At 58.4% G+C, this 26,314-nt stretch carries 23 protein-coding genes and 1 riboswitch; of the genes, 15 read left to right on the top strand and 8 right to left on the bottom strand.

The features are described from left to right. The first annotated feature begins 109 nt into the window (after window positions 1–109). Window positions 110–1,177 carry an anthranilate phosphoribosyltransferase gene (gene trpD, locus HMPREF2878_RS02040; protein ID WP_049190496.1) on the top strand — a complete coding sequence of 356 codons (1,068 nt, stop codon included), beginning with the start codon at window positions 110–112 and terminating at the stop codon, window positions 1,175–1,177. On the opposite strand, the gene HMPREF2878_RS02045 is transcribed toward trpD, so the two are convergent. After that, entirely contained in the window at window positions 1,174–2,763 is a 1,590-nt protein-coding gene (locus tag HMPREF2878_RS02045; protein WP_049170245.1) for a DEDD exonuclease domain-containing protein, read from the bottom strand. The genes trpD and HMPREF2878_RS02045 overlap by 4 nt on opposite strands. A 413-nt stretch (window positions 2,764–3,176) precedes the next feature. Continuing rightward, window positions 3,177–3,319, top strand: a riboswitch (cyclic di-AMP (ydaO/yuaA leader). Window positions 3,320–3,333: 14 nt separating this feature from the next. Between HMPREF2878_RS02045 and HMPREF2878_RS02050 the strand changes: the two genes are divergently transcribed. The 7 genes from HMPREF2878_RS02050 to HMPREF2878_RS02080 all read left to right on the top strand — a co-directional run bounded on the left by HMPREF2878_RS02050 (window position 3,334) and on the right by HMPREF2878_RS02080 (window position 10,552). Next, a complete protein-coding gene (locus HMPREF2878_RS02050) occupies window positions 3,334–3,912 on the top strand; it encodes a C40 family peptidase (RefSeq protein ID WP_048731217.1) in 579 nt (192 codons plus the stop codon). 346 nt (window positions 3,913–4,258) lie between these two features. Continuing rightward, window positions 4,259–5,329: an NlpC/P60 family protein gene (locus HMPREF2878_RS02055; RefSeq protein ID WP_350309571.1), complete on the top strand. Its 1,071-nt coding sequence runs from the start codon at window positions 4,259–4,261 to the stop codon at window positions 5,327–5,329. Window positions 5,330–5,382: 53 nt separating this feature from the next. After that, window positions 5,383–6,537, top strand: a complete 1,155-nt coding sequence (locus HMPREF2878_RS02060) for a glycosyltransferase family 4 protein (protein ID WP_070652757.1) — start codon at window positions 5,383–5,385, stop codon at window positions 6,535–6,537. 9 nt (window positions 6,538–6,546) lie between these two features. Beyond that, window positions 6,547–7,560, top strand: coding sequence for an ROK family glucokinase (locus HMPREF2878_RS02065; protein WP_070595622.1), 1,014 nt, complete (start codon window positions 6,547–6,549; stop codon window positions 7,558–7,560). 103 nt (window positions 7,561–7,663) lie between these two features. Further along, the gene (locus HMPREF2878_RS02070; protein WP_049170252.1) at window positions 7,664–8,455 is read left to right on the top strand and encodes a lysophospholipid acyltransferase family protein; all 792 of its coding nucleotides are present in this window, start codon (window positions 7,664–7,666) and stop codon (window positions 8,453–8,455) included. A 151-nt stretch (window positions 8,456–8,606) separates the two neighbouring features. After that, window positions 8,607–9,098, top strand: coding sequence for a polyadenylate-specific 3'-exoribonuclease AS (locus HMPREF2878_RS02075; RefSeq protein ID WP_016423018.1), 492 nt, complete (start codon window positions 8,607–8,609; stop codon window positions 9,096–9,098). A gap of 68 nt (window positions 9,099–9,166) precedes the next feature. Further along, the gene (locus tag HMPREF2878_RS02080; protein ID WP_005510339.1) at window positions 9,167–10,552 is read left to right on the top strand and encodes a class II 3-deoxy-7-phosphoheptulonate synthase; all 1,386 of its coding nucleotides are present in this window, start codon (window positions 9,167–9,169) and stop codon (window positions 10,550–10,552) included. 71 nt (window positions 10,553–10,623) lie between these two features. On the opposite strand, the gene HMPREF2878_RS02085 is transcribed toward HMPREF2878_RS02080, so the two are convergent. After that, window positions 10,624–12,996, bottom strand: a complete 2,373-nt coding sequence (locus tag HMPREF2878_RS02085; protein ID WP_016423017.1) for a Stk1 family PASTA domain-containing Ser/Thr kinase — start codon at window positions 12,994–12,996, stop codon at window positions 10,624–10,626. Window positions 12,997–13,075: 79 nt separating this feature from the next. On the opposite strand from HMPREF2878_RS02085, the gene HMPREF2878_RS02090 reads away from it, so the two are divergent. Next, entirely contained in the window at window positions 13,076–13,450 is a 375-nt protein-coding gene (locus HMPREF2878_RS02090) for an Rv2175c family DNA-binding protein (RefSeq protein WP_005510311.1), read from the top strand. Between the two features lie 30 nt (window positions 13,451–13,480). Here HMPREF2878_RS02090 and HMPREF2878_RS02095 read toward each other — a convergent pair whose 3' ends face one another. From HMPREF2878_RS02095 to HMPREF2878_RS02110, 4 genes are all read right to left on the bottom strand, one after another. Continuing rightward, entirely contained in the window at window positions 13,481–14,461 is a 981-nt protein-coding gene (locus HMPREF2878_RS02095; RefSeq protein WP_070652758.1) for a phytoene/squalene synthase family protein, read from the bottom strand. Between the two features lie 6 nt (window positions 14,462–14,467). Beyond that, window positions 14,468–16,084, bottom strand: coding sequence for an alpha-(1->6)-mannopyranosyltransferase A (locus HMPREF2878_RS02100; protein WP_070652759.1), 1,617 nt, complete (start codon window positions 16,082–16,084; stop codon window positions 14,468–14,470). Window positions 16,085–16,170: 86 nt separating this feature from the next. Then, window positions 16,171–17,871: a phytoene desaturase family protein gene (gene crtI / locus HMPREF2878_RS02105; protein WP_083310799.1), complete on the bottom strand. Its 1,701-nt coding sequence runs from the start codon at window positions 17,869–17,871 to the stop codon at window positions 16,171–16,173. An 18-nt stretch (window positions 17,872–17,889) separates the two neighbouring features. Next, entirely contained in the window at window positions 17,890–19,002 is a 1,113-nt protein-coding gene (locus tag HMPREF2878_RS02110; RefSeq protein ID WP_049170256.1) for a polyprenyl synthetase family protein, read from the bottom strand. A 66-nt stretch (window positions 19,003–19,068) separates the two neighbouring features. Here HMPREF2878_RS02110 and metF point away from each other — a divergent pair, with 66 nt between their 5' ends. Further along, the gene (gene metF, locus HMPREF2878_RS02115) at window positions 19,069–20,055 is read left to right on the top strand and encodes a methylenetetrahydrofolate reductase [NAD(P)H] (RefSeq protein ID WP_016423012.1); all 987 of its coding nucleotides are present in this window, start codon (window positions 19,069–19,071) and stop codon (window positions 20,053–20,055) included. A 3-nt stretch (window positions 20,056–20,058) separates the two neighbouring features. Here metF and HMPREF2878_RS02120 read toward each other — a convergent pair whose 3' ends face one another. Further along, on the bottom strand, window positions 20,059–20,733 hold the full coding sequence (locus tag HMPREF2878_RS02120) for an LppM family (lipo)protein (RefSeq protein ID WP_049170257.1): 675 nt from the start codon (window positions 20,731–20,733) through the stop codon (window positions 20,059–20,061). Continuing rightward, window positions 20,714–21,304 (bottom strand): GNAT family N-acetyltransferase, encoded by a 591-nt coding sequence (locus tag HMPREF2878_RS02125; RefSeq protein WP_049170258.1) that lies wholly within the window; start codon window positions 21,302–21,304, stop codon window positions 20,714–20,716. Before HMPREF2878_RS02125 ends, HMPREF2878_RS02120 begins: the two co-directional genes overlap by 20 nt. A gap of 206 nt (window positions 21,305–21,510) precedes the next feature. Between HMPREF2878_RS02125 and HMPREF2878_RS02130 the strand changes: the two genes are divergently transcribed. The 5 genes from HMPREF2878_RS02130 to HMPREF2878_RS02150 all read left to right on the top strand — a co-directional run bounded on the left by HMPREF2878_RS02130 (window position 21,511) and on the right by HMPREF2878_RS02150 (window position 25,995). Beyond that, window positions 21,511–21,999 carry an SAV_6107 family HEPN domain-containing protein gene (locus tag HMPREF2878_RS02130; RefSeq protein ID WP_049170259.1) on the top strand — a complete coding sequence of 163 codons (489 nt, stop codon included), beginning with the start codon at window positions 21,511–21,513 and terminating at the stop codon, window positions 21,997–21,999. A 230-nt stretch (window positions 22,000–22,229) separates the two neighbouring features. Further along, on the top strand, window positions 22,230–22,673 hold the full coding sequence (locus HMPREF2878_RS02135; RefSeq protein ID WP_016423008.1) for a DUF3040 domain-containing protein: 444 nt from the start codon (window positions 22,230–22,232) through the stop codon (window positions 22,671–22,673). 708 nt (window positions 22,674–23,381) lie between these two features. Beyond that, window positions 23,382–23,813 (top strand): division/cell wall cluster transcriptional repressor MraZ, encoded by a 432-nt coding sequence (gene mraZ, locus HMPREF2878_RS02140; protein WP_005510286.1) that lies wholly within the window; start codon window positions 23,382–23,384, stop codon window positions 23,811–23,813. Between the two features lie 261 nt (window positions 23,814–24,074). After that, a complete protein-coding gene (gene rsmH, locus HMPREF2878_RS02145; RefSeq protein ID WP_049170260.1) occupies window positions 24,075–25,115 on the top strand; it encodes a 16S rRNA (cytosine(1402)-N(4))-methyltransferase RsmH in 1,041 nt (346 codons plus the stop codon). A gap of 64 nt (window positions 25,116–25,179) precedes the next feature. After that, complete coding sequence (locus tag HMPREF2878_RS02150; protein WP_049190478.1) at window positions 25,180–25,995, top strand: cell division protein FtsL; 816 nt, start codon at window positions 25,180–25,182, stop codon at window positions 25,993–25,995. Window positions 25,996–26,314: the final 319 nt, after the last annotated feature.

The raw sequence follows: 26,314 nt of genomic DNA on the forward strand, positions 1-26,314 counted from the left end.
GCCCTGTGATGTGGTGCACCTGGTGGACCGGATAACCAGTAGTACCTAGGTGCAGTTGTATTAATACTGTACGGGTACAGACTTGACTATCTAGTGGAAGGGAGTGGCGATGAGCGAGATCGGCGATAAGAGGGCGGTCGAGAACTGGCGCCATGTTCTCTCCACGATTGGCGCTGGCCGCGAAGTTTCCGGTGAGGGCATTCGATTCGCCATGGATCAAATCATGTCCGGTGCTTCCGGAGACGTGCAGACCGCAACGTTTGCTTTCGGTCTCCTCGCCAAGGGGATTACGGCTGCCGAGCTCGATGCTGCGGCTGAGGGCATGCTTTCATTTGCCCGCCCAGTTCATGATCCACAGCTCGCCGGTGTTATTGAGCGCGGTGCAGTCGATATCGTCGGCACCGGTGGTGATGGCGCAAATACCGTCAACATCTCCACGATGTCCATGATTGTTATCGCGGCCAGCGGTGTGCCGGTGCTCAAGCACGGTAACCGCGCGGCTTCCTCGAAGTCGGGCGGAGCTGACATGCTGGAGGCCTTTGGCATCGACATTGAGAACGGTCTCGTTACTTCTCCGGAACATCCGGATTTCTACGTGCGCTTCCTCTTTGCCGCTCGCTTTCATCCGGCCATGCGCTTCGCTGGACCGGTGCGTAAGGAGCTAGCGGTTCCGACAGTCTTCAACCTGTTGGGGCCGCTGACGAATCCAGCACGCCCGCAGGCGAGCTTGATTGGCTGTGCCTTCGAAGATCAGATGGAGACGATGGCGGACACCTTCGCCCGCCGTGGTCAGCGCGCGCTGGTGGTTCGCGGAAGCGATGGCCTCGACGAGATTACCGTTACTGGCCCCACCAAGGTCTTTATTGTGGAAAACGGTGGAGTTGCCGAAGATGCCATCGATCCACATGACTATGGCATGGAGTACTCCGAAATTGACGCGCTGCGTGGCGGTGACCCTGCTTACAACGCTGATGTTGCACGTCGCATTTGGGCTGGCGAGCTCGAAGGCCCGATTCGCGATGCAGTCATCCTTAACTCCGCCGCCGCAATCGCCATTTCGCGTGGTCTGAGTGGCCGTCCGCTAAAGGAAGCTATGGCCGACTCCATTGAAGAGGTCAAGGAAACGCTCCAGTCGGGGCTGTGCCTGGACATCCTTACCGCGGCGATGAAGGGTTAAGGTTCGCGTCGCGCTTCACGACGTGCTTGCTGCGCGTCAATTGCCCACTGAAGGTATTTTCCTGCGCCTAACCTAGGGTAGGAATACTCGCCTCCGGTGGGCTTTATTCGTACCTCCGGGCGCTGCAGCCATTTCCAGATAATACTGAGTTCATCAATCGATGCTCCTTTATATAAGGAATCATCTGGAGTGACTGTTTGGGCTGAACTCTCCATGAGCTCGATGATGTAGTTCATTTCCGCGCCACGTGGTGCGGTGCTGGCGCCGGCCAACCTGCCGTAGCGAATTTCCGCTAGATGCCAGCCGCCATTGCCATCGGGGAAAGCGGCTTGCAGAGATGGGATGGCTGCAAGCATGCTCAGGCGCTGCTGCTTGTCCAAGCTGATAATGAACTCCGCGGCGCGGTCACGTTGCACTGCCGCGCGTTGGAAGCGGTGTGCTTCGGCAAGTGCTGATATCTCTGCAATCATGTCTGCGATCTCGTCTGCGCCGGTGGTGGAGATCTGAGCGGTTGTTATCGCAAAGTCGTCGTTAAGCGCGGAGAACCTGTCGCGGATGGCAGTAGCGGTGTCGCGCGTGCGGAAAGGACCTAGGCTGCGGGCGTCGGTGACTGCCCGGCTAATCTTGGCAGGCCGACCGGGGCTAGTGGGGACGATGTACCAGCCGCGGGTTGGTTCGGTGCGTTGTCGGTTGTAGGGCGGACGGAGTGCAGAGATCAGACGAGCCTCGCGAATTTCTGCAGCGAAGCCGTGCGGGCACTCGATGATCTCGACGCGTTCGGCTAGAGAGACCATTTCCGTAATCTTGCGACGAGAATCAGTACCGTTGAAATACTGCAGAAGTCTACGTCGCAAATCGAGAGCTGTACCTATATATAAGGGGTCGTCATTTCTTGACCGAAAAACATAGACACCAGGGGTGTGCGGAGCTCCATCGGCAAGGTGCCGTTTAGCACGAACCTCTGGAGCGACGGTGGGCGAGTAGTGCACTAGCTCGGACGCTGTTTGTACTTCATCGCCAGCTAGTCTCTCCACGAGGTAGTGAAGGACGTCGACGGTTGCGATTGCGTCGTCAAGCGCCCGGTGGGTGGGGCGATTCGGAGAACCGACGTACCGTGCGAGCTGTGAGAGCTTGAAACTGCCAACTTGTGAGCGGTCGAGGACGCGACGCGCCAACGTGAGGGTGTCTACGACACTGGGGCTCGGCCAATCTAGGCCCAAATCTGTGCAAGCCTGGCGGAGGAATCCAATATCGAACTTGGCATTATGCGCAACCCAGACGCTTCCCCGGGCAAATTCGAGGAACTGAGTAATAACTGTGCCGAGCTGTGGGGCGGTTTCAACATCGGCGGTAGTGATGCCGGTCAGAGATGTGATGTGGTCGGGGATCTCCATACCGGGGTCGATGAAGCTGGAAAAGGTGCCAATTGTCTTACCGCCACGGGTTTTGATGGCCCCAATTTCAATGATGTGGTCGTTTTTGGCCTTCAATCCGGTCGTTTCCAGGTCTACGACGACAAAGGTGGTGTTGAAAAGAGAATCATCGACGGTGCCTTCGAGAGGGAAGTGCTGTTGTCCTGAATCCACGTCAATAATCCTATGCTGAGCGCTCCTAGTGGTGTTAAAACTGTGAAACTTGAGCAAATTGAGCTGTTGCAAGCTGGAGTGTGACATAAAACACGTTTTGAGCCCGCGATAAAAATGTGTCGACTTTAAGGCATTAAGTGTAAAGTTCTCGGCGGACTTCAAAATGCCAGGTAGTGACACGTTTATCAAACTGTTATTATTCCGCTATAGGGGGAGTGTCTAGTTGTAACAGCTTGGTAACGGTTTAGTTCTATCGATGGTAACAACCGGGCCTCGAGCGGTTTTCTGGGCAAACGGCTAGACAAAACTTGATGCCATTTCGTAACCTTATCGAGACATTGAAACGGGGCCACTGAGTTGGTGCCGGTCATTGATAAGAAAACACAGAGCCTTATCGAAGGTCCTGAGGGTCTAAGTAGTGAGAGCCTCAGGGGATTCGAGCCGGGGACCCACCTCGAACCATGGGGTGAATCCCAAAGGGAAATCCCGGAGGGTAGGAAGTCTTCCATTCTTCCGAACCCGTCAGCTAACCCGGTCGGCTAAACAGGAAGATTTTGGAGTTTCAAAACAATGGGCAAGCACCACCGCCGTTCTAACTTTGCACGCAACGCAGTCGCATTTGGCGCAACTGTCGCCGGCGTTACCGCTCTCGCAGTTCCGACCGCTAACGCTAACCCGCTGAACGACATCCAGGGCGCACTGAACGGCTTCGATACCCCGCAGGTTGCAGGTATGCAGGATGTTGTTGGCAAGTTCAACGACATCGCAGGTGAGGTTACCTCCGGCAGCGTTGCAAACGTTGCAGCACCGTCCACTGGTTCGGCTATCGTCTCCGCTGCACGTTCCAAGATCGGTTCCCCGTATGTGTGGGGCGCTACCGGTCCGAACTCTTTCGACTGCTCCGGTCTGACCTCCTGGGCATACCAGCAGGTCGGTAAGTCGATCCCGCGTACCTCCCAGGCGCAGGCTTCCCAGGGTACCGCGGTCTCCAGCCCGGCACTGGGTGACATCGTTTCCTTCTACTCTGGCGCTACCCACGTCGGCATCTTCTCCGGCAACGGCAACGTGATTCACGCTCCGCAGTCCGGCGATGTCGTCAAGGAAGCTCCGATGAACTACATGCCGGTTCACAACTTCGTCCGCTTCTAATCTGTTTGAACGGATGACAACCTGCGGGGCCTTGATACCCCGCAGAGCCTTGGCTCTCTTTTTACCGAGGGGGCACTGAGGCGAGCGCCCGGGTGCTGACGCTATGCGCGTCGTAAAGCACTATAGGGGCGCTCGCCTCATTTTTTGTTTTTCTACTGCGGTTACGCAATGCGTGGAGTCGAAGGGCTATCCTGGTTACTCCCTTTGGATACCCCTTTGCGCTGGCGGTTTGTCGGTGTGTTGTTCCGCGGCAAGGCTGCTACAATTTGCTCGAATGCGTCAAGTGGTTTGATGTTTTGTTTTTCGGGGAAGAAATTTGAATACACAACTTGAAAAGGGTTTGGATTTGTCGCGTCACCGTGTCTCTCGTCGTCGCCACAACTCTCGTCGCGGTGTAGTCGGGCTTACGGTCGTGACTGGGCTAACCTTTGGCGCCGTAGGTTTGGCGCCGATTGCCTCTGCACAGGATGAACAGCCAGCCCCGGATCTGGCTACTGCAGACGGCATTATTGCAGAGCTGGAGAAGATTTCTCGGGATACCGAAGCGGTTTCTGAGGAAGTTACCGAGCTGGATTCCCAGGTTCAGGCCAAGGAAGAGGAACTCCGGCACGCCGAGGGGGAGCTGAAGCACTCTGAGGATCAGGTTCTCCGAGCACAGGATGACCTCAAGGCGCTCTCTGGTGAGATTTCTTACTTCGCGAAGAAGCGGATGCGTGGTGAAATCGTCGACCCATTGTCGGCCGCCCTGGGATCTGCCAGTGCTCAGGACGCTATCGACCGTGCCGGTTACATCAACAAGATGTTCCGCGACAACGATGAAGTTGTCAGCCGTGCGGTGCAAGCCCGCAAGGATGCCGAGGATGGTAAGGCCAATGCGCTGCGTCTGCAGGATGATATCCGCAAGCAGCTCGATGACCTGGCCAAGCGCCGCGATGATTTGGACAAGCGCAGCGCCGAATTTGATGAGCGCGCCGAGCATGTCAAGTCCATGGTTGAATCGCTGAGCCCCGAACAGCGGGAAATTTGGATTTCCAAGAACAACCCAATTACCGAAGGGTTGGACAAACTGCTCGGATCTTCCGCCGCAGTTGATGCCGCTCTGTCGAAGCTGGGCTCCCCGTACTCGTGGGGAGCTGCTGGTCCCTCTGAGTTCGATTGCTCGGGTCTGATGTACTGGGCGTACCAGCAGATTGGTAAGTCCATCCCGCGGACCTCGCAGGCGCAGCTCGCCGGTGGTACTCCGGTGAGCCGCGACCAGCTGCAGCCGGGCGACATCATCGGTTACTACCCGGGAATCACGCACGTGGGCATGTACATCGGCAATGGTCAGATTGTCCATGCTTCCGACTACGGTATTCCAGTCCAGGTCGTTTCCATCGACCAGGGGGGCCCGTACCAAGGCGCTGTCCGCTTCTAACTAGCGGCAGGTGACCTCGCGTCCTTTTAGTCAAGGTAGATAAACTCGGCTCCATGTCTGCGCGCGTACTGCTCATTACGAATGACTTCCCGCCTCGCGATGGTGGAATCGAGTCCTACCTGCGTGATTTCTGTGCTCGTTTGGATCCGGAGAACCTCGTAGTCCTCGCGTCCTCGCGAGCTCCGAAGGAAAAGCTCCGCGCCTACGACGAGTCGCTACCGTACCGTGTTTACCGCATGCGTGATTCCGTGCTGCTGCCACTGCCGCACGTAGCTCGTCGCGCCGCTCAGATTATTCGCACCGAACGCATTGACACCGTATGGTTTGGTGCCGCCGCGCCACTTGGTTTGCTTGCCGACGCATGCCGTCGCGCAGGTGCCACCCGCATCGTTGCTACCACTCACGGACATGAAGTGGGCTGGTCGATGCTGCCATTGGCCCGCCAGATGCTGAGGCGCATTGGTAAGAGCTCCGATGTTGTGACCTATATTTCCCGCTACACCCGTGGTCGATTTGCGGCAGCCTTTGGTCCGCAAACAGCATTTGAACGCCTGCCTTCCGGTGTCGATATCGAGCGATTCTCCCCGGACCCCGAGGCGGGACAGAAGATCCGGCAGCACCACGGAATTGGTGAATCCCAGCCGCTTATCGTCTGTATTTCTCGGCTAGTGCGCCGAAAAGGGCAGGATATGCTGATTCGCAGCATGCCTAAGGTTCTTGAGCAGCACCCGGATGCCAGATTGCTGATCGTGGGTGTTGGTCCGTTGAACCGAGAATTGAAAAAGCTGGCAGTAAAGCTCGGGGTCTCCGAGCAGGTTATTTTTGCCGGAAAGGTCTCTTATGATGACCTCCCCGCTTATTACAATGCGGCCAGCGTCTTCGCCATGCCCGCCCGAACCCGCGGACGTGGCCTCGATGTAGAAGGCCTCGGCATTGTCTACTTGGAAGCACAGGCCTGCGGTGTCCCTGTCATAGCTGGCAAGTCTGGTGGCGCCCCGGAGACAGTTATCGATGGCGAAACTGGCATCGTTGTCGACGGGGCCTCGAAGCGCAGCGTCGCCACCGGGCTGGTTGAGATTTTGGATAATCCGGAGCGCGCGGCGGCGATGGGAGCCTGTGGTCGGGAGCATGTTGTGCAGTCGTGGACCTGGGAGGTCATGGCTGCTCGGGCTCGCCGAATTCTCCGAACCTGCGCAATCCCTTTATAATCAACTGTTATGTCCACCGATATTCCGATTCATCCGAGCTCAGACGAGTCCGACGCCGCTGATCGCCCGGCTATCGGTTTTGATATTGGTGGAACAAACCTGCGCGCTGCAGTGGTCAGCGCTGATGGGCAGGTGCTGTATCGAGTTCAGACTAGTTCTGACGGCAGTGTGGATGCCATTGAACGTGGCATTGTCCAGACATCCGAGCGCTTGGTTGAACGCTTTCCAGATGTCAGCGCCATCGGTTTAGCTGTAGCTGGTTTTTTGGATTCTGACCGCCAGACGGTTCGTTTTGCCCCGCATCTGCCGTGGCGCGATGCGAACGTCGTCAAGCGTTTATCCTTGCTTCTCCCATGTCCGCTGCAGCTTGAGCACGATGCTAACTCGGCCGCCTGGGGTGAGTATCGCTTTGGTGCGGCTCGCGGTGCGGATAATTGGGTGCTGTTTGCGCTGGGTACGGGAATCGGCGGCGCGATGATGCAGGGGGGTGAGATTTACCGTGGCGCGTACGGCACGGCGCCGGAATTCGGCCACCTCACCGTTGTGCCGGATGGTCGTCCCTGCTCCTGCGGAAAGCGTGGTTGCTTGGAGCGTTACTGCTCGGGTACGGCGTTGGTTACCACCGCTCAGGAACTCTCTGAATCCGGTCGCTACTTCTCGCGGCTTACCGACGGGCTCGTGGCCGGCTCGGTAACTGGTACCGATGTCGTCTCGGCTGCTCGCCAGGGGGATGAATTGGCTCTAGCTGCGATTGATGACTTTGCTACCTGGCTGGGGCGTGGCCTGTCGATGGTGGGCGATGTCTTTGATCCGGAATTGATTGTCATCGGTGGCGGTGTTGCCTCGGCGTCTGATCTATACCTGGACAAGGCCAAGGCCGAGTTTGCCCGCAATCTCACCGGCGCTGGCTATCGTCCGGTAGCGGATGTGCGGGTCGCTGAACTAGGTGCGGATGCTGGGTTGATCGGTGCGGCGGATATTGCGCGCAGCGTTGTGGCTGCCGAGGGCGCGGCATCGTCGTAAAGCGTCAATTGGGGGGATTGCAGGGGAATTCGCCCGCGAAAAGGTGGGGGAATGGCTGCGGAGATGGATCGTCGGACCACCTGAACCTGTATAGTTTTAAACTGTGAATAATCGCTGGTACAAGTTCTTTAAGTACATCCTCATTGGCCCTTGGCTGCGGATCTATAATCGCCCGTACTACATCGGTGGTGAGAAGATTCCTCAGGAAGGTCCAGCGCTGATGGCGTCGAACCACCTTGCTGTGATGGATCACTTTTTCTTCCCACTGGTCTGCCGTCGTCAGCTGACGTTCCTGGCGAAGGCGGAGTACTTCACCACGCCGGGCTTTGTCGGCGGTATCCAGAAGTTCTTCTTCTCCTCGGTGGGGCAGGTGCCGATTGACCGTACCTCTGGTGATGCAGCTCGCGATGCGCTGAACGCCGGCTTGAAGGTGCTGTCACGCGGTGACCTGCTGGGCATTTCCTTGGAAGGCACCCGTAGTCCCGATGGTCGACTGTACCGCGGTAAAACCGGTGCGGCACGTGTCGCGCTGGAGGCCGGTGTGCCGGTGTTCCCAATGGCGATGATTGATACGGAGAAAGCCAACCCGATTGGTTCGTGGATTCCTCGTCCGGTGAAGGTCGGCACGATTATCGGCGATCCGATTGATCCGTCGGAGTACAAAGCCAAGTACAGCGATGAGTATGAAGCGGCCAGGGCACTGACGGATGACCTGATTAAGGAAATTCAGAAGCTTTCTGGTCAGGAATATGTCGATGCTTACGCGACTGATGTGAAGAAGTCCTTGGAGGCCGGCACCGGCTATCCAGCGGGAACCGAACCGGGTGGAGAGCTCACTACTCCGGCTCCGGGGCCGAAGCCGACCCCTCGTCGCTGGTTCCGACGCGCTCGCTAGAATAATTAGGCGCAGATAGTTTTCGCGACAGTGGGGCTGCACACTTCCTATGGCGATTCGGTGCATGGGTAAGATTTGCTCGGTAGGGCTCCACGGTCTTTTGGTCGCGAGGTAGCCGACGCGAGGCCGAGGCTGGAGAGGATTCCACACCGTGCGTTATTTTTATGACACCGAGTTTATTGAAGACGGCAAGACTATTGATCTTGTCTCCATCGGTGTCGTAGCTGAGGACGGCCGCGAATACTACGCGGTGTCTACCGAGTTCAATGAGAGCAAGGCCGGCCCGTGGGTGCGGGCCAACGTGCTCAATCAGCTGCCCAACCCCTCATCTCCGCTGTGGAAGAACCGGGACACGATCCGCGAGGAACTGCTGGCATTTTTCACCGAACCCGGTACGGGCAGCCCAGAGCTGTGGGCTTGGGTAGGCGCCTACGATCACATTGCGTTGGTGCAGCTTTGGGGTGATATGACCAAGCTGCCGCAGTTCATGCCACGTTATACCCGTGAACTCAAGCAGTACTGGGAGATGGCGGGCAAGCCACGGTTGCCGAAACAGACTGCAGGTAAGCACGACGCGCTGGCAGATGCCCAGCACAATCTGCTGAAGTTTCAAAAGATTGCACAGAAGTTGCCGCTTGATTAAGCAACGGAATTCGAATATTTGGTGACCTGACTAACACCCTTCTGGCAGGGGCACTACAATGAACTTCTGTGAGTTGGACTATTGATCTCCCTGTAGATGACCTGCCCGATCTGCCACCGCTTCCCGGAGACATGGCTGAGCGCTTTGCTGATGTCGTATCCCGCCAAGCCCTACAGCAGCCAAGCTGGGATGCCCGCGCCGCTGCAAACGTGCGTCGCATTCTCGAATCGGTGCCGCCAATTGTGGTCGCGCCTGAGGTTCGCAAGCTTCGTCAGGAGCTTGCCGACGTCGCTAATGGTAAGGCCTTCCTGTTGCAGGGCGGTGATTGTGCGGAGACCTTTGAGTCCAATACTGAGCCGCACATCCGCGCCAATGTGAAGACCTTGCTGCAGATGGCCGTTGTGCTGACCTACGGCGCATCCACTCCGGTCGTGAAGATGGCTCGTATCGCTGGTCAGTACGCCAAGCCGCGCTCGAAGGATATCGACGGCGACGGTTTGCTTAGCTACCGCGGTGACATGGTCAACGGCGTTGAGCCGACCGAAGAAGCTCGAGTTCACGACCCAGCTCGAATGGTGCGTGCTTACGCCAATGCCTCTGCGGCGATGAACCTGGTACGTGCACTGACAGGTTCGGGCACCGCTGACCTGCACCGTCTGCACGAGTGGAACCGTGAGTTCGTCAGCAACTCGCCGGCTGGCGCCCGCTACGAGGACCTGGCACGCGAGATTGATCACGCACTGCAGTTCATGGCTGCCTGTGGTGTTGCGGACTCGAACCTGCAGACCGCGCAGATTTACTGCTCGCATGAGGCGCTGGTTGTTGACTACGAGCGCGCTATGCTGCGCCTTTCTGAAAACGATGGCAACCAGGAGCTGTTCAATCTCTCCGCGCATCAGCTGTGGATTGGTGAGCGCACCCGTGGCATTGAGGACTTCCACATCAACCTGGCTGCCATGATTGGCAACCCCGTCGGTGTGAAGATTGGCCCGACCACCACGCCGGAGGAGGCTGTCGCTTACGCCGACAAGCTCGACCCGTTCTTCCAGCCTGGTCGCCTGACCCTGACTTCGCGTCTGGGCAATGACAAGGTTCGCTCCGTGCTGCCTCCCATCGTTGAGGCTGTGGAAGCTTCTGGTCACAAGGTCATTTGGCAGTGCGACCCGATGCACGGCAACACTTACTCGGCCTCCAATGGTTACAAGACCCGCCATTTCGACCGCATTGTCGACGAGGTTCAGGGCTTCTTCGAGGTGCACCGCTCGATCGGTTCGCACCCGGGCGGTATCCACGTGGAGCTGACCGGCGAAGATGTCACTGAGTGCCTCGGTGGCGCGCAGGACATTTCCGATGTCGACCTGCCAGGCCGTTACGCATCCGCTTGTGACCCGCGTTTGAACACTCAGCAGTCGCTGGAGCTGGCCTTCCTGGTTGCCGAGATGCTGCGCAACTAGTTGCAACCAGCTCAGCTAGGTACAACTAGCCCAGCTAGTGCAGCGCCGCACTCATTAGCGCGCCGCACTTTTTACAGAGTGCTGACCGAAATGCTGTCACCCGCCGTGGCCTTAGCGCCCGGTCGGGGTGACTGCAATACGATGCGATCGTTCTCGTTCGCAGAGCCGTCGATGTCGAGCTGAAGATGCTGTTTCTCCGCTTCACGACGTGCCTGCGCAACAGTTTTACCCAGCAGCTGCGGAACCTTCACTGCTCTGGATACGGTCAGCGTGACAGTCGCATCATTGGGGTTAACCAGACGACCTGCACTCGGTGAGACTGCGTCGACACGGCCGTAGTCGCGCGAGGAGGAGGACGCGTCCTTTACTTCGCTTACCTCAATGCCCTCGCGCTGCAGTATTTGGCGAGCAGTATCTTCCGACTTGCCCACTACATTGGGCACTTCGATGCCGTTGTTAATGGTCAACGTCACAGAACTACCGCGTTCGAGGCCAGTGCCTTCCTCAGGAGACACGGAAAGAACCTCTTCCGGCTCAGCAGAGGAGGAGAACTCCGCCGATACCTCCCGGACTTCCAGTCCGGCCTTACTCAACAGCTCACGAGCTTCATCCTCTTGAAGGCCCACGATTTTTGGCACCTTCACCGGTGCTGGCCCCTTGGAGTAATGCACAGTCACAACCGAGCCAACTTCGACGGTCTGTCCTGGAGCAGGAACCGCAAAGACCAAGCCGCCGGTGGAGACATCATCGGAAAAGACGGGGTCTCCGACCTCTTCTTTCAACGTCCGCTTAGCTAGGGCAGCGCTGAATACTTCCTTTGAGTGGTTCGCGGGATATGCGGGCACTGTCGGGCGGCCGAGGCTGACCAGCACGCGAACATCATCACCGCGGACAACCCGCGCTCCAGCCAGGGGGTCCGAGCCAATAATCTGGGACACTGCGACATCGTTGTCGTAGCGCTCATCAACCACCGGTTCAAAGCCCGCCTCACTGATTGCGGTCATCGCCTGTGGTTGCGACAGCCCAGTGATAGAGGGCACTTCGCCGTAACGGCCAGAGCCCAGCCACCATGCGCCAAGCCCCATGCCCAACGTGGCAACCAGGGCGATAATCAGCCACAATGCACATCCACGGCGCGTCCGCTGTCGGGTAGCTCGACGGCTCTTAGGCGTCTGAGTCTGAGCAGATCGCGGCTGCGGATGCTGTGGGTGCTGTGGGCCCTGAGTGTCCGGCGGCAGCGGATATTCCGGAGCGCCTGGAACGTCGGCTGGTACGAGAGCTCCACCAGACGGCTCCGGGGATTCCCAGCCAGGGGGGTTGTACTCGTCATAGCGATCGAAAGTGCGTGTCCGCCCCGCATCCGGGTCGTCGAAATCATCGAAAACGTTTGGTGGTCCCGGTGGTCGGGAAGAAACGGGGCTACCGGGTGCGTCCGTCGAGAAGCCATAGCCGTCGTGACCGAAGCGCTCGGGTGCCGTCTCTGCGGTGCCGTGTCTGTCATCGAAATGGTCGTTGCCCGGTCGGTGGAAGTCCTCTGTGAGCCCCTCCATGGCGGCAGCGTTGGCGGCTGCTGAATTGACGGGCGACGGCACGCGGAATGGTGGCAGCGCGAGTTTGTCCGCAATGTCTTCGAGTGCGTCACCGAATTCCTCGGCCGTCTCAAACCGATCCTCCGGCCTGCGGGAACAAGCGCGGGCGACCAACTCGTCGAACTCCTCGGGAACGCCGTCGATGAACTCCGAGGGTGGCGGGACATCTTCGTTCAATCGCTTCATGGCAACGCCGAGCGAAGAATCGGCGATGAATGGCGTGGTGCCGGTAAGCAGCTCAAAGAGCAAAATACCCGCCGCATACACATCGGATGCAGGGGAGATGGATTCACCCGTGACCTGCTCCGGAGCCAGATAAGCGACGGTGCCGACGATGACCGAGTTAGAGGTCACCTTGGCATCAGCGGCCGCGCGCACTAGACCGAAGTCCGCCAGCTTCACTCGCCCGTCCGAGGCAATCAGCACATTTTCCGGCTTGATATCTCGGTGCACCATGCCGCGGGAATGCGCCACCGATAGGGCGCGCAGAACTGAGCGCATCACGACGGCAGCTGCATGCGGAGGCATCGGACCGCGCTGACGGAGCAGTTCGCGGAGGGTCCCACCGTCGACGAATTCCATAATGAGGAAAACATGCCCCGCCGGGTCCGTGCCCTGGTCGTAGACGTTGACAAGCGACTCGTCATTGAGGTGCGCGACCGCGCGGGCCTCACGTTCGAAGCGGATGCGGAAAGACTCGTCGTCGACAAAACGCGGATCCATGACCTTTGCGGCCACCCTGCGATCGAGCCGCAAATCGGTGGCGCAGTACACGGTGCTCATGCCACCGTGTGCGATGGTGGCTCCGATGCGGTAGCGACCATCGAGAATCTGCCCCTCGACAAGCTGCGACATAAACCAGCCTTCCCTGTTCCAATCAGTTGCTTCTAATAAGTATATGGGGACGTACCTACTGCAAGGCCAACGCGCTAAAGTGACCAGTGTGAGAAAGATTCCAACTTGCCACGATGTCCTGAGCGCCGACGAACCCACTCTTGCGCTGCCCGATGCCGCTGACCTCATTGGCGTCACCGTCACCCGAATTCACGCGTTGCTGCAGGAGGGTCGCCTTATTGCAGTCCACCGCGACGGCATTGCACAAATTCCCGCCCGCTTCTTTGAAGATGATGAGGTCGCGCGTTTTGTACCTGGCGCACTCGCATTGCTTGCCGACGGCGGCTACACGCGAGAAGAAACGCTGGAGTGGCTATTCACCGAAGATGAATCTCTGCCTGGACGTCCGGTGGACGCCCTGCACGGTCACCTTGCACGCGAAGTAATGCGCCGCGCACAGGCTATGGCGTTGTAAAGACCCGGACGGCGTCCTACGCCCGCCGTCCTACGCCCGCGATAGCTCCTGTCGTAATCGCCCGGCCACTGCTGTGAAAAGCAGCGGGAGGGCGATTTTTGCTTTTCGAGCGCGTCCCACTTGAGCGCGTTGCGCAAAGACGTTGTAGTTCATGCGCTCAATTTCGCCGAGAATGTCTGAGTAGAGAATCTCCGCGGCACGGATAGCCTGACGCCCTGGCACCTCTAACATGTCCACGCCGCTGCTGGCTTCGGCATAGAGGGCGCGGTTGCGAGCGATGAAGAAGGCCAATGCCTGACGTACCGCCGGGGTCGTCTGTCCCGTGGCGGCACAGTAGCCGATCTCCTCGGTACCCACTCCGAAGGCCTCCCACTCATTCAGTGGTAGGTAAATACGGCCACGGCGAAAATCCTCGGCGATGTCGCGGAGGAAATTTGTCACCTGAAAGGCTTTTCCCAGGAGCTCTGCGTAGGGAGTGGCTTCCTCACGGGAGACCCCTGTGCGGGTGCCTAGGATGGGCATCATCTCAAGGCCGATGACTGCTGCGGAGCCCCACATATACGAGTCGAGTTGCTCCCATGTTTCAAAATGCGCAATGTGGCACGATGTGTCGGGCACGTCCATCAACATGGAGTGAACAAAGTCCGCAGAGAGCTGTGGATCGATGTCGTAGTCGCGAAAAGTCTGTGCGGCCGCCGAGATGACGGCACGGTCGCGGTCGCGGTGGACGTCGTCAAGCGAACCGATGACGACAGCTGAGTGGAAAAGCTCGCTTAAACGTGTGACCGTGGCTTCGATGTGTGTGGGGGAGCGGTCGGCGTCGGCGGGGCAGTCGACGTAGTCATCGACGATGCGTGCCCAGGCGTAGAGAGACCACACCGCACGCTGTTGGCGGGGTGCCAATAGTCGCGTGGCCAGGGAATACGTGCGACCATGGGAGGCCATAATATCGCGGCAGAGCTCGTAGGACTGTGGCAGCGCGATGGTCGAGAGAGACTGTGGGGTGGGCATGGACAACTATGCGACCTCGGTCGACCGCGACAGGGGCGCCACCGTGGAATCCGTGTCTGCGGCGGTTTTATCGTCGCGCCACGGGTACTTCCAGCTGAATTTTCCAGTGGTCAGCCAGCCGACGGCCAGCCAGCCGAGAACGGTAATGATAACCATCCAGGGCACGTCGTAGAAGCGGTGATTGCCGCCGCCGGCGAAGGACAGCGACAGGATGAATGTGAACAACACGGTGCCTTGAATCACCCATCGTGGCGGGCGAATCGTTCCCATGGGAGTCAATAAGCTGGCGTAGTACCAGGGAAGTGCCACGGCATTAAATACGCAGGCCACCACGTAGGCGGCAATCATGCCAGCGACATTGTTACGAGGGGTGGCTCGGAAGTAGAACCAGGAGATCACGAGTCCCACCAGCATGATGATGGAGGAGACCACGCGTGTGTGGCTGACGATGACATTGAAACCGATGTCGTCGTTGAACCACGCCGTGACGCCCGAGATCACACCAGCGACCGCTGACGGTGCTGCCAGGGGGTTAATCACCTTGGTATTGCCACTGATCTCGGAAATCCAGCCCCAGCTCGAGCCGGTCAGCCACGTCACCACTGCAAGCGTGCCGACGCAAACTGCGACCAACACGATGCCCACACCGGCAATCGCCGGAATCTTGCGCAGCATCTCTTGAACCGTGGCGATGGGCTCGCGCCTGGTCAACACAATCCACACGACGAAGGGCAGCGCCAGGACAGCGGTGGCTTTCAGCGCGACGCCAATTCCGATGAGGACAGCAGCGACCAGGCCACCCCGCATGCGCTCCATGTGCAGTGCGGCGACTAGTGCCAGGCTGACCAATCCGACCATCAGTGCCTCGTTGTGCATACCCGCAATCAGATGCAGTAGCACCAGTGGATTGAGCACACCGAGCCACTGTGCGAAAGCCGGATTTGCTCCAAGCTCCCGGGCGATTCGCGGGATCGACCAGACAATGGCGGCGAAGCCCAGCAGACACACAATGCGGTAGAGAATCACGCCGACGGTGATGTTGTCGCCGACAATCCGCGTGATGACCTCGCCAATTCCCAGATGCAGCGGGCCATACGGGGTGGTGGTATTCCGCCAATCTGCGGATACCTCCAGCAGCATCGGCCCTGGATTGGCTGCAGCTCCCTCAGTGTAGGGATCAAACCCATCGCGGACCATCGCGCCCTGCATGAGATACGAATAGACATCGCGAGAGAACAGCGGTGCGGCCAGCGCGAGGGGAATTGCCCAGGCCATCAGGATTGAATTGAACCGACGCAACGTGGACTCATCGCCGCCAGCGTTCGCTGGAACCGCAGCGTCTGCTGCGTCGCCATCATGGGCAGAACCGGCCACAATGTCCCGGATGGTCCCCTTCGAGAACAGCAGTTCCCGCCCGATGCGCAGCCACGAGATAAGCAGCAGGGCGATACCTACCCAAATCACAATCTCACAGAAAATCTGACCGTGACCGTAGGTGATCCAGTCGAGTCCCAGAGCGTGGACAAGGCCGCCACGGTAGCGATTCGCACCGGAACCGTAGGAGCCCAGAGCAATGAGGATGCCACCGTAGACACCCAGCTGAGCACTCCGCGATAAATTCATGTCAACCTAAACAATCGATACATTGCTGATGCATTAATCCTAATTGGTCAGTGACCACCGGCAGACATCCGGGAGACATTCATGAGCTAAGGCGTTTCAAACCGCTGTGCCGCAAGTCGTCCCGAAATCATGACCGTCGGCACGCCAACCCCCGGCACCGTCGTCGATCCCGCCAGCGTCAGATTCTTTGGCATCTTCGGAGAGAAGTTGCGGGGACGGAACGGCCCCGTCTGTCGGAACAGATGCGCCAGCCCAAACGGCGAGCCAACGCCCATGTCGCGTTCTTGCCACTGCTGAGGGGTATCGATCCGACCGACTCGCCACTTCGTAGAAATCCCGGTCAGTCCGCGCCGCTCCAGCTCAGCGGTTATTTTCGCAACGTAGTCCCCACCGATTCGTGACCAGATCAGATTGGCCGACTGCAAGTTGGGGCACGGCGCGAGCACACTGACGGGCTCCCACTGCACGCCGTTCGCATCTGTGACAATACGCTCCGGCGCGCTCACCGCAGGCCGGGTGACCAGCAATGATGGGTCCGACATTAGCTTTCCATGACGCGGTGACGAGATCTCCTCAAAGGTTTCGTTCCACTTTTCGCCAAACGAAATCAGGTGATGCCGCTTCGGCCACGTCGCAGTCTCCGAAACCGGAATCAGCCCGTGCGCCACCACCGCCGATGGAGAAAATCGAACTGGGAACAACCGTCGCGCTCCCGTCCGCTTTACGACGCTCCGAAGGCCTCGCCGCTTCGATGAGCTACCGGCGGCAGAGGTAGCCGCGTCGTGAAGCCAGCTCTGCACCACAGGTAAATCGGTCGTAGCGATGACGGCATCGGTGAGACGCTCGCCAGTTGCCGTGGTGATGGCGGAGACAAAGCCTGCTTCGTCAACTTTCAGCCCAGTGACATCAACGCCGAAGTCGATGGTTCCGCCAGCTCGACGGACGGCCTCGGCGAGCAACTCGCTGACGGCGCCTATACCCGAACCAAATGCGGGGGAGTGCGGATAGTAAACCCCCATCGAGGTATCCATGTGGGAAATGCAGCCGTAGACCGCACGGGCCTTAGCGGGAGGCACACCTGCGTAAAGCGCCTGGAAGCTGAAAACGCGAGCGAGATCATTATCTCCGAGGAAGGCACGAATCTTAGGTTCGAGGGCGCCGAAGGCACCGAGTCGGAGGAGCGTAGTGAGGTCGCGAAGCGCGCCGGGCCCGGTGAATAGGTCCGTAACGCGGTCAAAGCTGCGGGACATGAAGTTGTCGAAGCAGGCATTGAAGAGAGTTTGCAGCCACGTGCGAAGTTTGCGGTAACCGGCGACGGTGGAGTCAGAGGCACCGAAGCGCGCGAGTTCATCGGCCATCATGTCTTCGTTGGAAAACACGTCGAGTCCGCCGCGGGTGGCAAATTCCGCACGGTAGGTGGGCGTGATTGGGGAGGCCGAAAAACCCGGGTCGATATCGCGCGCGTAGAGGCCGACGGCGGCGAGGGCATCGTCGACAAGCGAGGGCATGGTCCATACAGTTGCGCCAGTGTCGAAGACTGCGGTGAGCGATTGCTCGTCGATATCGACTGTGATGGGTTCACTGGCGCAGCGTCCGCCGACGAAACTTCCCCGCTCGACAACGGTGACATCGTAGCCATCGGCGATGGCGTAGAGCGCGGCGGTAAGTCCGGACAGGCCTGCGCCGATGATGGTCAGTCGTGGTTTGGAGCCCTTATGAGGACGAGTGACCGCACGTCGCAGACGCGGGGAATTAATGGGGGCACGAGTGGGGGAAGCAGCGGGCATGACTACGCAACACCTGGTCTAATGCTGACGAGCGGTGGCGCGAACGCCCATAGCAATGAGGTTCTCGCGCGACGTTGCAGGCAGGTCGGCATTCTCGATAGTGGAGAAAGCGCGGCTGGTCAGGCGGTCAATTTCACGTTCGACGGCATCGGCAGCGCCGGAATCAGCGATGAGATTTCGTAGCTCATCAATATCTGCAGCAGACGAGACCGCTCCCAGGCGTTCATCGATAAAGCGGGCCTTTTCAGGTGCGGAATCGAGGTAGAGGCTTAAAGCCTGGCCGACCAGTACGGTTCGCTTGCCCTCGCGGAGGTCATCGCCGGCAGGCTTGCCCGTGACTTCGGGATCGCCGAAAACACCCAGCTGATCGTCGCGGAGCTGGAATGCCACACCGATATCGCGGCCGAAGCTGCGGTAGGCCTCAACCAATTCCGCTGGGGCGCCGGCAATCGCAGCACCAATGTGGAGCGGCCGCTCGATGGTGTAGGCGGCGGTCTTGAACAGATTGATTTTCTCAGCGGTCTCGACGCGACTGTCCCGGCTGGCTTCGGCCGTGATATCGAGCAGTTGGCCGCCAAGTACTTCAGTGCGCATCGCCCGCCAGGGGACAAGTGCGCGGGTTAGCGCCTCCGAGCTGAGGCCTGAAGAGTGCATCATGTCATCAGCCCAGGTCAGGGCGACATCGCCAATGAGAATCGCGGCGGAAATACCGAAGCGGTCGGCGGCTCCATTCCAGCTATTGGCCTCGTGCTTGGCCTCGAATACCTTGTGGATAGTCGGTGCGCCACGGCGCGTATCAGCGTCATCGATGATGTCGTCATGAATGAGTGCGCAGGCTTGAATGAGTTCCAAGGCACTCACCGCGTTCATCACAGCCAGGGAATCCTCGGCTGGGGAGAAACGGCCTTCGAGGCCGCCTGCCCCCAACCACCCCTGCCAGGCGAAGGCTGGACGCACGCGCTTGCCCCCATTGAGGACGAAGGAGTGGAGCGAATCTATGGCCTCGGTGTACACCGCATCGACCGACGCGACATCGTCGCCACGGCTTTTGAGGTAATTCTCCAGCGTTTTGGTAACAGTAGCTGGTACTTCGCGGGGCTGTAGCGCGGCCAAATCCAGTTCTTCGCTCATGTGAGCCTCTCGTCGATGACGGGTAATGCTGACTCAAGAATAGGACACCGCTTAGTATGAGTGACTATGTCCTCAACAATGCCACTGTCGCCAGGCCGCCAAGTGACAATCCGCCAGGCGCTTTCAATGCCGAGCGCGGGCAGTATTCCCTTCTCGGTCGAGTTCATGCCCCCGCGTGACGACGCGGCCGAGGAACGTCTTCTCCGAGCAGCTGAGGCTTTCCATGATCTTGGTGCCTCCTTTGCATCCGTGACCTACGGCGCCGGTGGTTCTAGCCGCGACCGCACCCTGCGAATCGCCCAGCGCGTTTCGAGGCAGCCGCTTACAACGCTTGTGCACCTGACATTGGTAGAGCACACTGTCGACGAGCTGCGGGAAATCCTGCGCTCTTATCTCAGCGCGGGGCTGACGAATCTGCTCGTTCTGCGTGGTGACCCGCCGGGAGACCCGCTTGGCCCTTGGGTGGAGACCGAGGGCGGTCTGCACTACGCCAGCGAACTGATTGAGCTAATTAAGGCCGAGCCGGAGTTCGAGAAATTTGAAATCGGCATTGCGTCGTTCCCGGAGGGACATTACCGCTCGCCGGATTTGGACCATGACACGCAGTACACGCTGGCCAAGCTGCGCGCGGGAGCCGAATACTCGATTACGCAGATGTTCTTCGATATTGAGCACTACTTGCGCCTTCGAGACCGCCTGGTGGAAGCCGACCCAGTGCACGGTGCCAAGCCCATCATTCCGGGGCTGATGCCGATTACATCGCTGCGCTCAGTGCGCAGGCAGGTTGAGCTCTCCGGGGCACAGTTGCCATCCGATTTGGAGGAACGCCTGATTAAGGCAGCAGATGGTGACGAGCAGGCCAATAAAGATGAGATTCGCAAGATTGGTATCGAGTTTTCGACCAACATGGCAGAGCGGCTCATCGCCGAAGGCGTGCCGGGGCTGCACTTTATGACTATGAACTTCGCTCGCGCCTCCCAGGAAGTTTTGCACAACCTCGGCATGGCGCCCGAATGGGGCACCGGCCAGGATATGCTGCGCGGCGGTTTTTAATTGCTAAAAGTCCTGCATGTCGCGAACTCTTCGCGCCCACAGGACACCTAGCACTGAGGCTAGGACACCGGCGGCTGTGGTCACACCGGCAAATAATAGGAATTGATTCCGCTTGGTGGATCCAGCCGGCGACGAAGCCCATACATTATGGTTCTCGCCACTGGCGAGCTGCCATTCCACCTTGTTCGGTTCGGTCTGGCGGCCATTGGAGTCAGTAACCTGCTCCGGGAACGCGACGACGAAATCAACCTTCGCGCCGGGCAGGTGAGTCAAATCCATGTGGCCGTTCATCGAAATCTTGCCGCCACCGGTACGGTCTAGGTCGATGTCTACGCGATCGTCGGAAAGCTGTCGGAGCGTATCGGTGAGTTCAATGAAGTGCAGCTCGTTGAACGAGACTTCCATCTTTCCTGTGGAGGAGTCGATTACTCCCTGCGAGACGCGGTCGGAGAGATCTTCCGGTACTTGCCACTGCTCAAATTGGGAACGGACTTCCTCCGTGGGTGTTACGTGAATTGTGCCCGAGACTCTGTCGTCGCCGGAAATGGTAATGCCAGCCTGTGCGTCAAAGCAGCCGCTGAGCGGCAAGATGGCGGCAATTCCGGCCATTGCTGTGGCAATGCGCAGAGGCGAAAGTCGTTGACGTGGTGTGGAAGGTTCACTCGGTGATGATGTCACGGGGAAGATCTACTCCTAGAACTGCGAAGGGACGAGAGTCCCCTGTGAAATAAAAGTTCCTTAAAACATCTTTGAAACCAAATTGGCGGTAGAGCTGCCATGCCCTATTGGCCTCATTCGGGTATTCCGGGGTTGACAACAGAACTCGCGTCTCCGGGCGGGAATCGACCAACTCGTGGAGCAACCGTTTACCGAGTCCCCGCCCCTGAAAGCTGGGGTGAATGTGAATCTCAGACAGTTCGGCGTAGTTGCCCAAGAGCTTGACGACGTCCGGTAGCGAGCGCCCGTCCATGAGCAGTCCATCTCTTACCTGGCGATACCACCAGTGCGTGTCCAATCCTGTACGGCAGTAGCCGATGCCGACCAACCTGCAGCGCGGGTCGCGGAGAGCGTGGGCAGGGGAGAGCTCTTCGGGGTGAGCTATGGCTGCAGCAGCCATGAAGCCGGGTTGAGTGGTTTGCTTCTGCCATTCGTGGAGACGACCGGGCAAGATCGCGGGGTTGTACTGCATCGCGGTGATGTAGAGAGCCACTGCTTCTTGCAGGCGGAGATTGAAGTCTCCTGCTGTCATCGGAACCACGCTGTATTTCACAGTGACCAGATTAGCGACTTAGACGAACTTAGTTGTGAGATTACTGCAATAACATCGAGTCGAACAGTTGTGCGAAAGTATGCCTGGCGTAGTCCGGGGTTGGGGATAGATTGCAGTCAATCCCGCTAAGGGGAAGCGGAAAATCCGTGCTCATGTGAATGCTGTGTGAAAGGAGAAGCAGGGTGGTGGCAAGGTCGAACGTGGTGGAGTTTAGGGCGATTTCGCAGTCGGGTTTGGTCGCCCCGGTCGGTGTCTCAAGGCAATCGCTGGAGCTGCTGGGGCGGGCAGAGGCTCTGCTAGCGAATGCTTGGAATGCCAGCTCTGATGAGATGTTGGAGCTTTCCTACTGTGCGGCGCTGCGTTGCGCAGGCGCGCTGTTGAATCGCGACGATGTGTCGGTGGCTGGGGGTTCTGGCTCGGGCGCTCGTTCGGGCTCGGTAGTTAAGCGTCGTCGTTCGGCAACACAGAGTGCCTGGTTGCGTTTAAAGAAAGAGCAGCCCGAATTTGATAGCTGGGTCACCAAGTTTGAGCAGTTCACCGCGCTGCGTGAGGAAGTCCGGTTGGGTATTTCGCGTCGCATTGACTCTCGGCGGGCGCAGGAGTTGTGGGATTTAAGTTGTGCATTCTTGGGGGCTGTCCGGGCTGAGCTGGGTGTTCTGTCCGCGGCTGCGTAAGCCGGTGGGGGCGTGTTAGAGCGTTGCTTTCCTAAATAAATGGGGGATTGTTCGGATTCATGGAACAATAGAGGTGAGTCGCCCGTTGAAGGGGTAAGAATGAAGCTAACGGACGCCGCGTTAGCAGCACGTGGCCTGTAATTAACTTTGTTGTATCGGCATTGTTAGTTGAGGGGTCAAGGCTCGCCAGTATCGCGGTGGGCAATGCTCAAGTAGGCGATGGAGGAATTGTGGGACTATCTGAGCACGAACAGCGGATGCTCGACGAAATCGAGTCTGCACTCTACGCTGAGGATCCTAAATTTAGTTCGACGATGGCCGGAAATGCGTTCAGCTTTCCGGAGGAAAACAGCGCACCTCGTGGGTTTTCCATCCAGGTTTTTGCGCTCATGCTCCTCGGTCTGCTGATGTTGATTGGCGGCGTCGCTCTTTTCTCTGTGAGCAATTGGTTCATTGTGTTATCGGTTGCCGGCTTTGGCCTTATGTTCGGTTCCGGCGTTTGGGCTCTGACCGGCGCCGGTAAGCAGGAGAAGGCTAGTTCTGCTTCGGGGCTGAGCTTTGGAAAGTCTAAGTCCGGGGCGGCAAAGAGTCGTCGAGGGACCTCGGGTAGCCGTGGCTCCTCTGGTGATTCCACGTTGGAATCGCGTTTCCGTGGCCGCTTCGAGGGGCGTTAGGGGATAAGCCTCAAGAATTAACAAGTGAGGGCAAGCCAGCGATGGCTTGCCCTCACTTTTTTGTTTTTCTAGACGTGAATCGTCTCCACAAGATCTCACCCACTTTGCCCCACCCCGAGTCCCCACTTTCCCCCACTTAGCTATTGGGATGGAGGAATTCTTATCTGCGGTCGTTGTTGGTATCTCCGAAAGTTTGGCTCTGGCGACACAAAATTGCAGGTCAACGCACTAAGTCTGGCGACCAGGTTGAATCTGGATGGTTTTTAGCAGGTAAGTGGTGGGTAGTGGGGCGTAAACTGCTTTCTGTTAACAATGTGGTTGGTGTGGCGTCGTTATCGGCGTGGTCGCGGGTGGGTGCCCCACTTTTTATTCGCGCTTTAATTGTCGAGGTGATTCTTTAAAAGTCCAGGTCAATTGGGTTAAAGCAGATGTCCTAGCGGTGGGGTTGCGCTGATGCTGTGGCTATTTTTCTCCTTCTTGTGTTGATAGTGGCAGATAGTGGGGTAAAGTGGGGCATGATGTTGATTGAGGTTGGTCAACATTGCAGAAGTGAATATCCGATTTGCGCTTAAAGTTTGGCGAGATTTTGGCACAGCGGGAAAGCACAGCCCTCCGGCTCTGCTTGAAGGCAACGCCTAAATCCCTGAATTCGGTAAGCGTTTGTGCGTTGACATTGAGGTTGACACGGGGATAGGAGGCCAGTGACGCATGTTTCTGGGCACCTATACGCCGAAGCTTGATGACAAAGGGCGCCTGACGTTGCCGGCGAAGTTCCGCGAGGATCTCGCAGGTGGCCTGATGGTCACTAAGGGACAGGATCATTCTCTGGCGGTGTATCCGAAAGAGGAGTTCGTCAAATTAGCTCAGCGGGCTACTAAGGCCTCTCGTACGAATGCCAAGGCGCGAGCTTTCATCCGAAATCTTGCGGCGAGCACCGATGAGCAGCGGCCCGATGGTTCGGGGCGAATCACGTTATCGATGGATCACCGTCGGTACGCGAATCTCTCCAAGGAGTGCGTGGTTATCGGCTCTATTGACTTTCTGGAGATCTGGGACAAAGAGTCCTGGGAGGCCTACCAGGCGGAGCATGAAGCTGATTTCTCCGAAGGTGAGGATGACTCGCTGTTCGGCGTTTTATAAACCGCATGGAATAACCGAAAAGAGGGAATGTCCGCATGGACTCTGCCTGATAGCCCCTGGTGTACTTCCCCGATACCAGGTTCTGTCAGGCGGGGCCCTGTGAACATCCCCGCTTTTTGTTTTAAGCACCGATAGCAGCATTCCCAGTAGTGCTCATGAGGTGCGGTCTGGTTGCTGGCGCGGCACTCGTCGTTAAGCAAACCGGGAATACACTCGATAGATTCTCTGACCAGTGCAAACATACCCGGTGAGGAGGGGGAAATGAACGGATCGGCACCTGCGGATGATCGCAAGTCCGGCGAGTTTGGTCATGTCCCCGTTTTGCTTCATCGAGTAACTGATTTGTTGCGCCCGGGCATCGAGGCACTGGGTGACGACGCAGTAGTTGTCGACGGCACTCTTGGTGCCGGTGGGCACACGGAATATCTGCTGGAGCAGTTCCCGAATCTCTGCGTCATTGGACTCGATCGCGATGACAATGCACTGCGAGGGGCAGAAGAGCGTCTCGCGCGCTTCGGTGATCGCTTTGTAGCCTTCCGTGTGCGTTTCGATTCGCTCGCCGAGGTGCTCAGTGGTGAGATTCCTGCAGCCGCTGGTGGAAGTGGCGCGGAGGATATTCTCGCCCGCGCCGCTGAGAAGGGCATTGCAGGTGCGCTTTTCGATCTCGGTGTTTCCTCGATGCAGCTTGACCAGGTCAATCGTGGATTCGCCTACCGAGTCGACGCCCCGCTGGACATGCGCATGGATGCAAGCCAGGGGATTACCGCAGCGGATGTGCTCAATACCTATTCGCACGGTGATATCGCGCGCATCCTATCGACCTACGGCGACGAGCGCTTCGCCGGCAAGATCGCCTCGGCAATCCTGCGTGAGCGGGAGAAGGAACCGTTTACGACCTCCGGCCGTCTGGTTGAGCTGCTCTACGAAACCATTCCGGCGGCATCTCGCCGCAAGGGCGGACACCCGGCCAAGCGTACGTTTCAGGCTCTTCGTATCGAGGTAAATCGTGAGCTTGAAGCTCTGGAAAATGTACTGCCACAGGTCTGCGATGCACTCGCAGTCGATGGGCGTGCAGTGTTCATGAGCTACCAGAGCCTGGAAGACCGCATCGTCAAGAAGGACTTTGCGGAGCGCGTGAAGTCGACAACCCCACCGGGGCTCCCGATGGAGCTTCCGGGGCATGAACCGCACTTTGCTCTCATCACGAGAGGTGCGGAAAAGGCGTCGGCAAGCGAGATCGAAGACAACCCCCGAGCCGCACCGGTGAGAGTTCGCTGTATCGAGCGAATTCGAGCCGATTGACCCAAACCTTTCAACCGCACCAAACGCACCCTTCACAATCTAAGTACTGGGAGAACTTTCGAGCATGGCAACGACAATCACGGAGCACGCCCCCACCCGGCGCACCTCCCGCGGCGCATCTGCAACCGTCGCCGGTGCCAAGACGAAGACTCGTCAGCGCGGCCGCAGCGCCCGCACGAAACAGGATCTTTATCAGCGCAGGCGGTTTGGGCGCACAGGTTCTCAGCAGGTCATCTCGGTGCGTGGGCGTCGCGTTACGACGTCCTCGAGGGATAACCACAAGTTTGCCGGTGCGGCCGTGATGATTATTCTCGTCGTTGCCGGAATCGTGGCGGCGATGTGGCTGTCGGGTATTTCGACCTCGACATCCTTGCAGCTGGATGCTGCGCAGACCAAGGAAAAGGAGCTGCGTAACCAGCTGGAGGTGCTCGAGCGGGATGTTGCTTACATGAAGTCAACCGGTGCTATCGCGCAGCGTGCTGTGGAAGAGGGCATGGTCAATCCGGAGCAGCCTGCCGTTTTGACGACTGATCCGGAAGGCAAGGTCGTGGAAGTGCGACCGGGCGATGAGAAGCAGCAGAAGATTATCGACCTCAACAGTGAGTCGCCGAATGTTCCGCATGCGCCGTCGTCGAACCCGAAGGACACCGAGAATGTTCCGGGGATGCAGGCACCGGCCATTGAGGAAGCGCACCCACGTCCGAACGGGTTGCCGGCAACCGCTCCGTATGCGCCGCAGAACCATGAGCCCGCACCAGCACCTGCGCCGGCTCCGGCACCCGCGCCTGAGGCTGAAGCGCCAGCGCCAGCCCCAGAAGCGCCAGTCGCGGCGCCGGAAGCACCGGAAGCTCCGGCACCCGAGCCAGCTCCAGCACCGTAGGAACTTAGAAAACAAACTGGGCCAAACTGGCCAACTGTCCGATATTCTGGCGGTTCCACTGTTTCTGGTCAGTCGACTGTAGACTAATTAATTCAGTACTCGCGATGGCAGGGAATACCGCCTAACGTTATCGCGCGCGGGAGAATCGACTTAGTAGAAAGCACTAGCGCATGATTCGATCTGAAGACGACTACCCCAACCGTGGAGGGGGGTATGACTTCGGCGAACGTGCTTACCGAATTACATCCCGTGAGCGCAGAGGCCAAAGTCGCGTTCGGGATGGTCAGCGCAGCCGGGGGCTCGATGCTAAAACCAACCG

The organism is Corynebacterium sp. HMSC065H09 (assembly GCF_001812845.1).
Taxonomy (GTDB): Bacteria; Actinomycetota; Actinomycetes; order Mycobacteriales; family Mycobacteriaceae; genus Corynebacterium; species Corynebacterium jeikeium_D.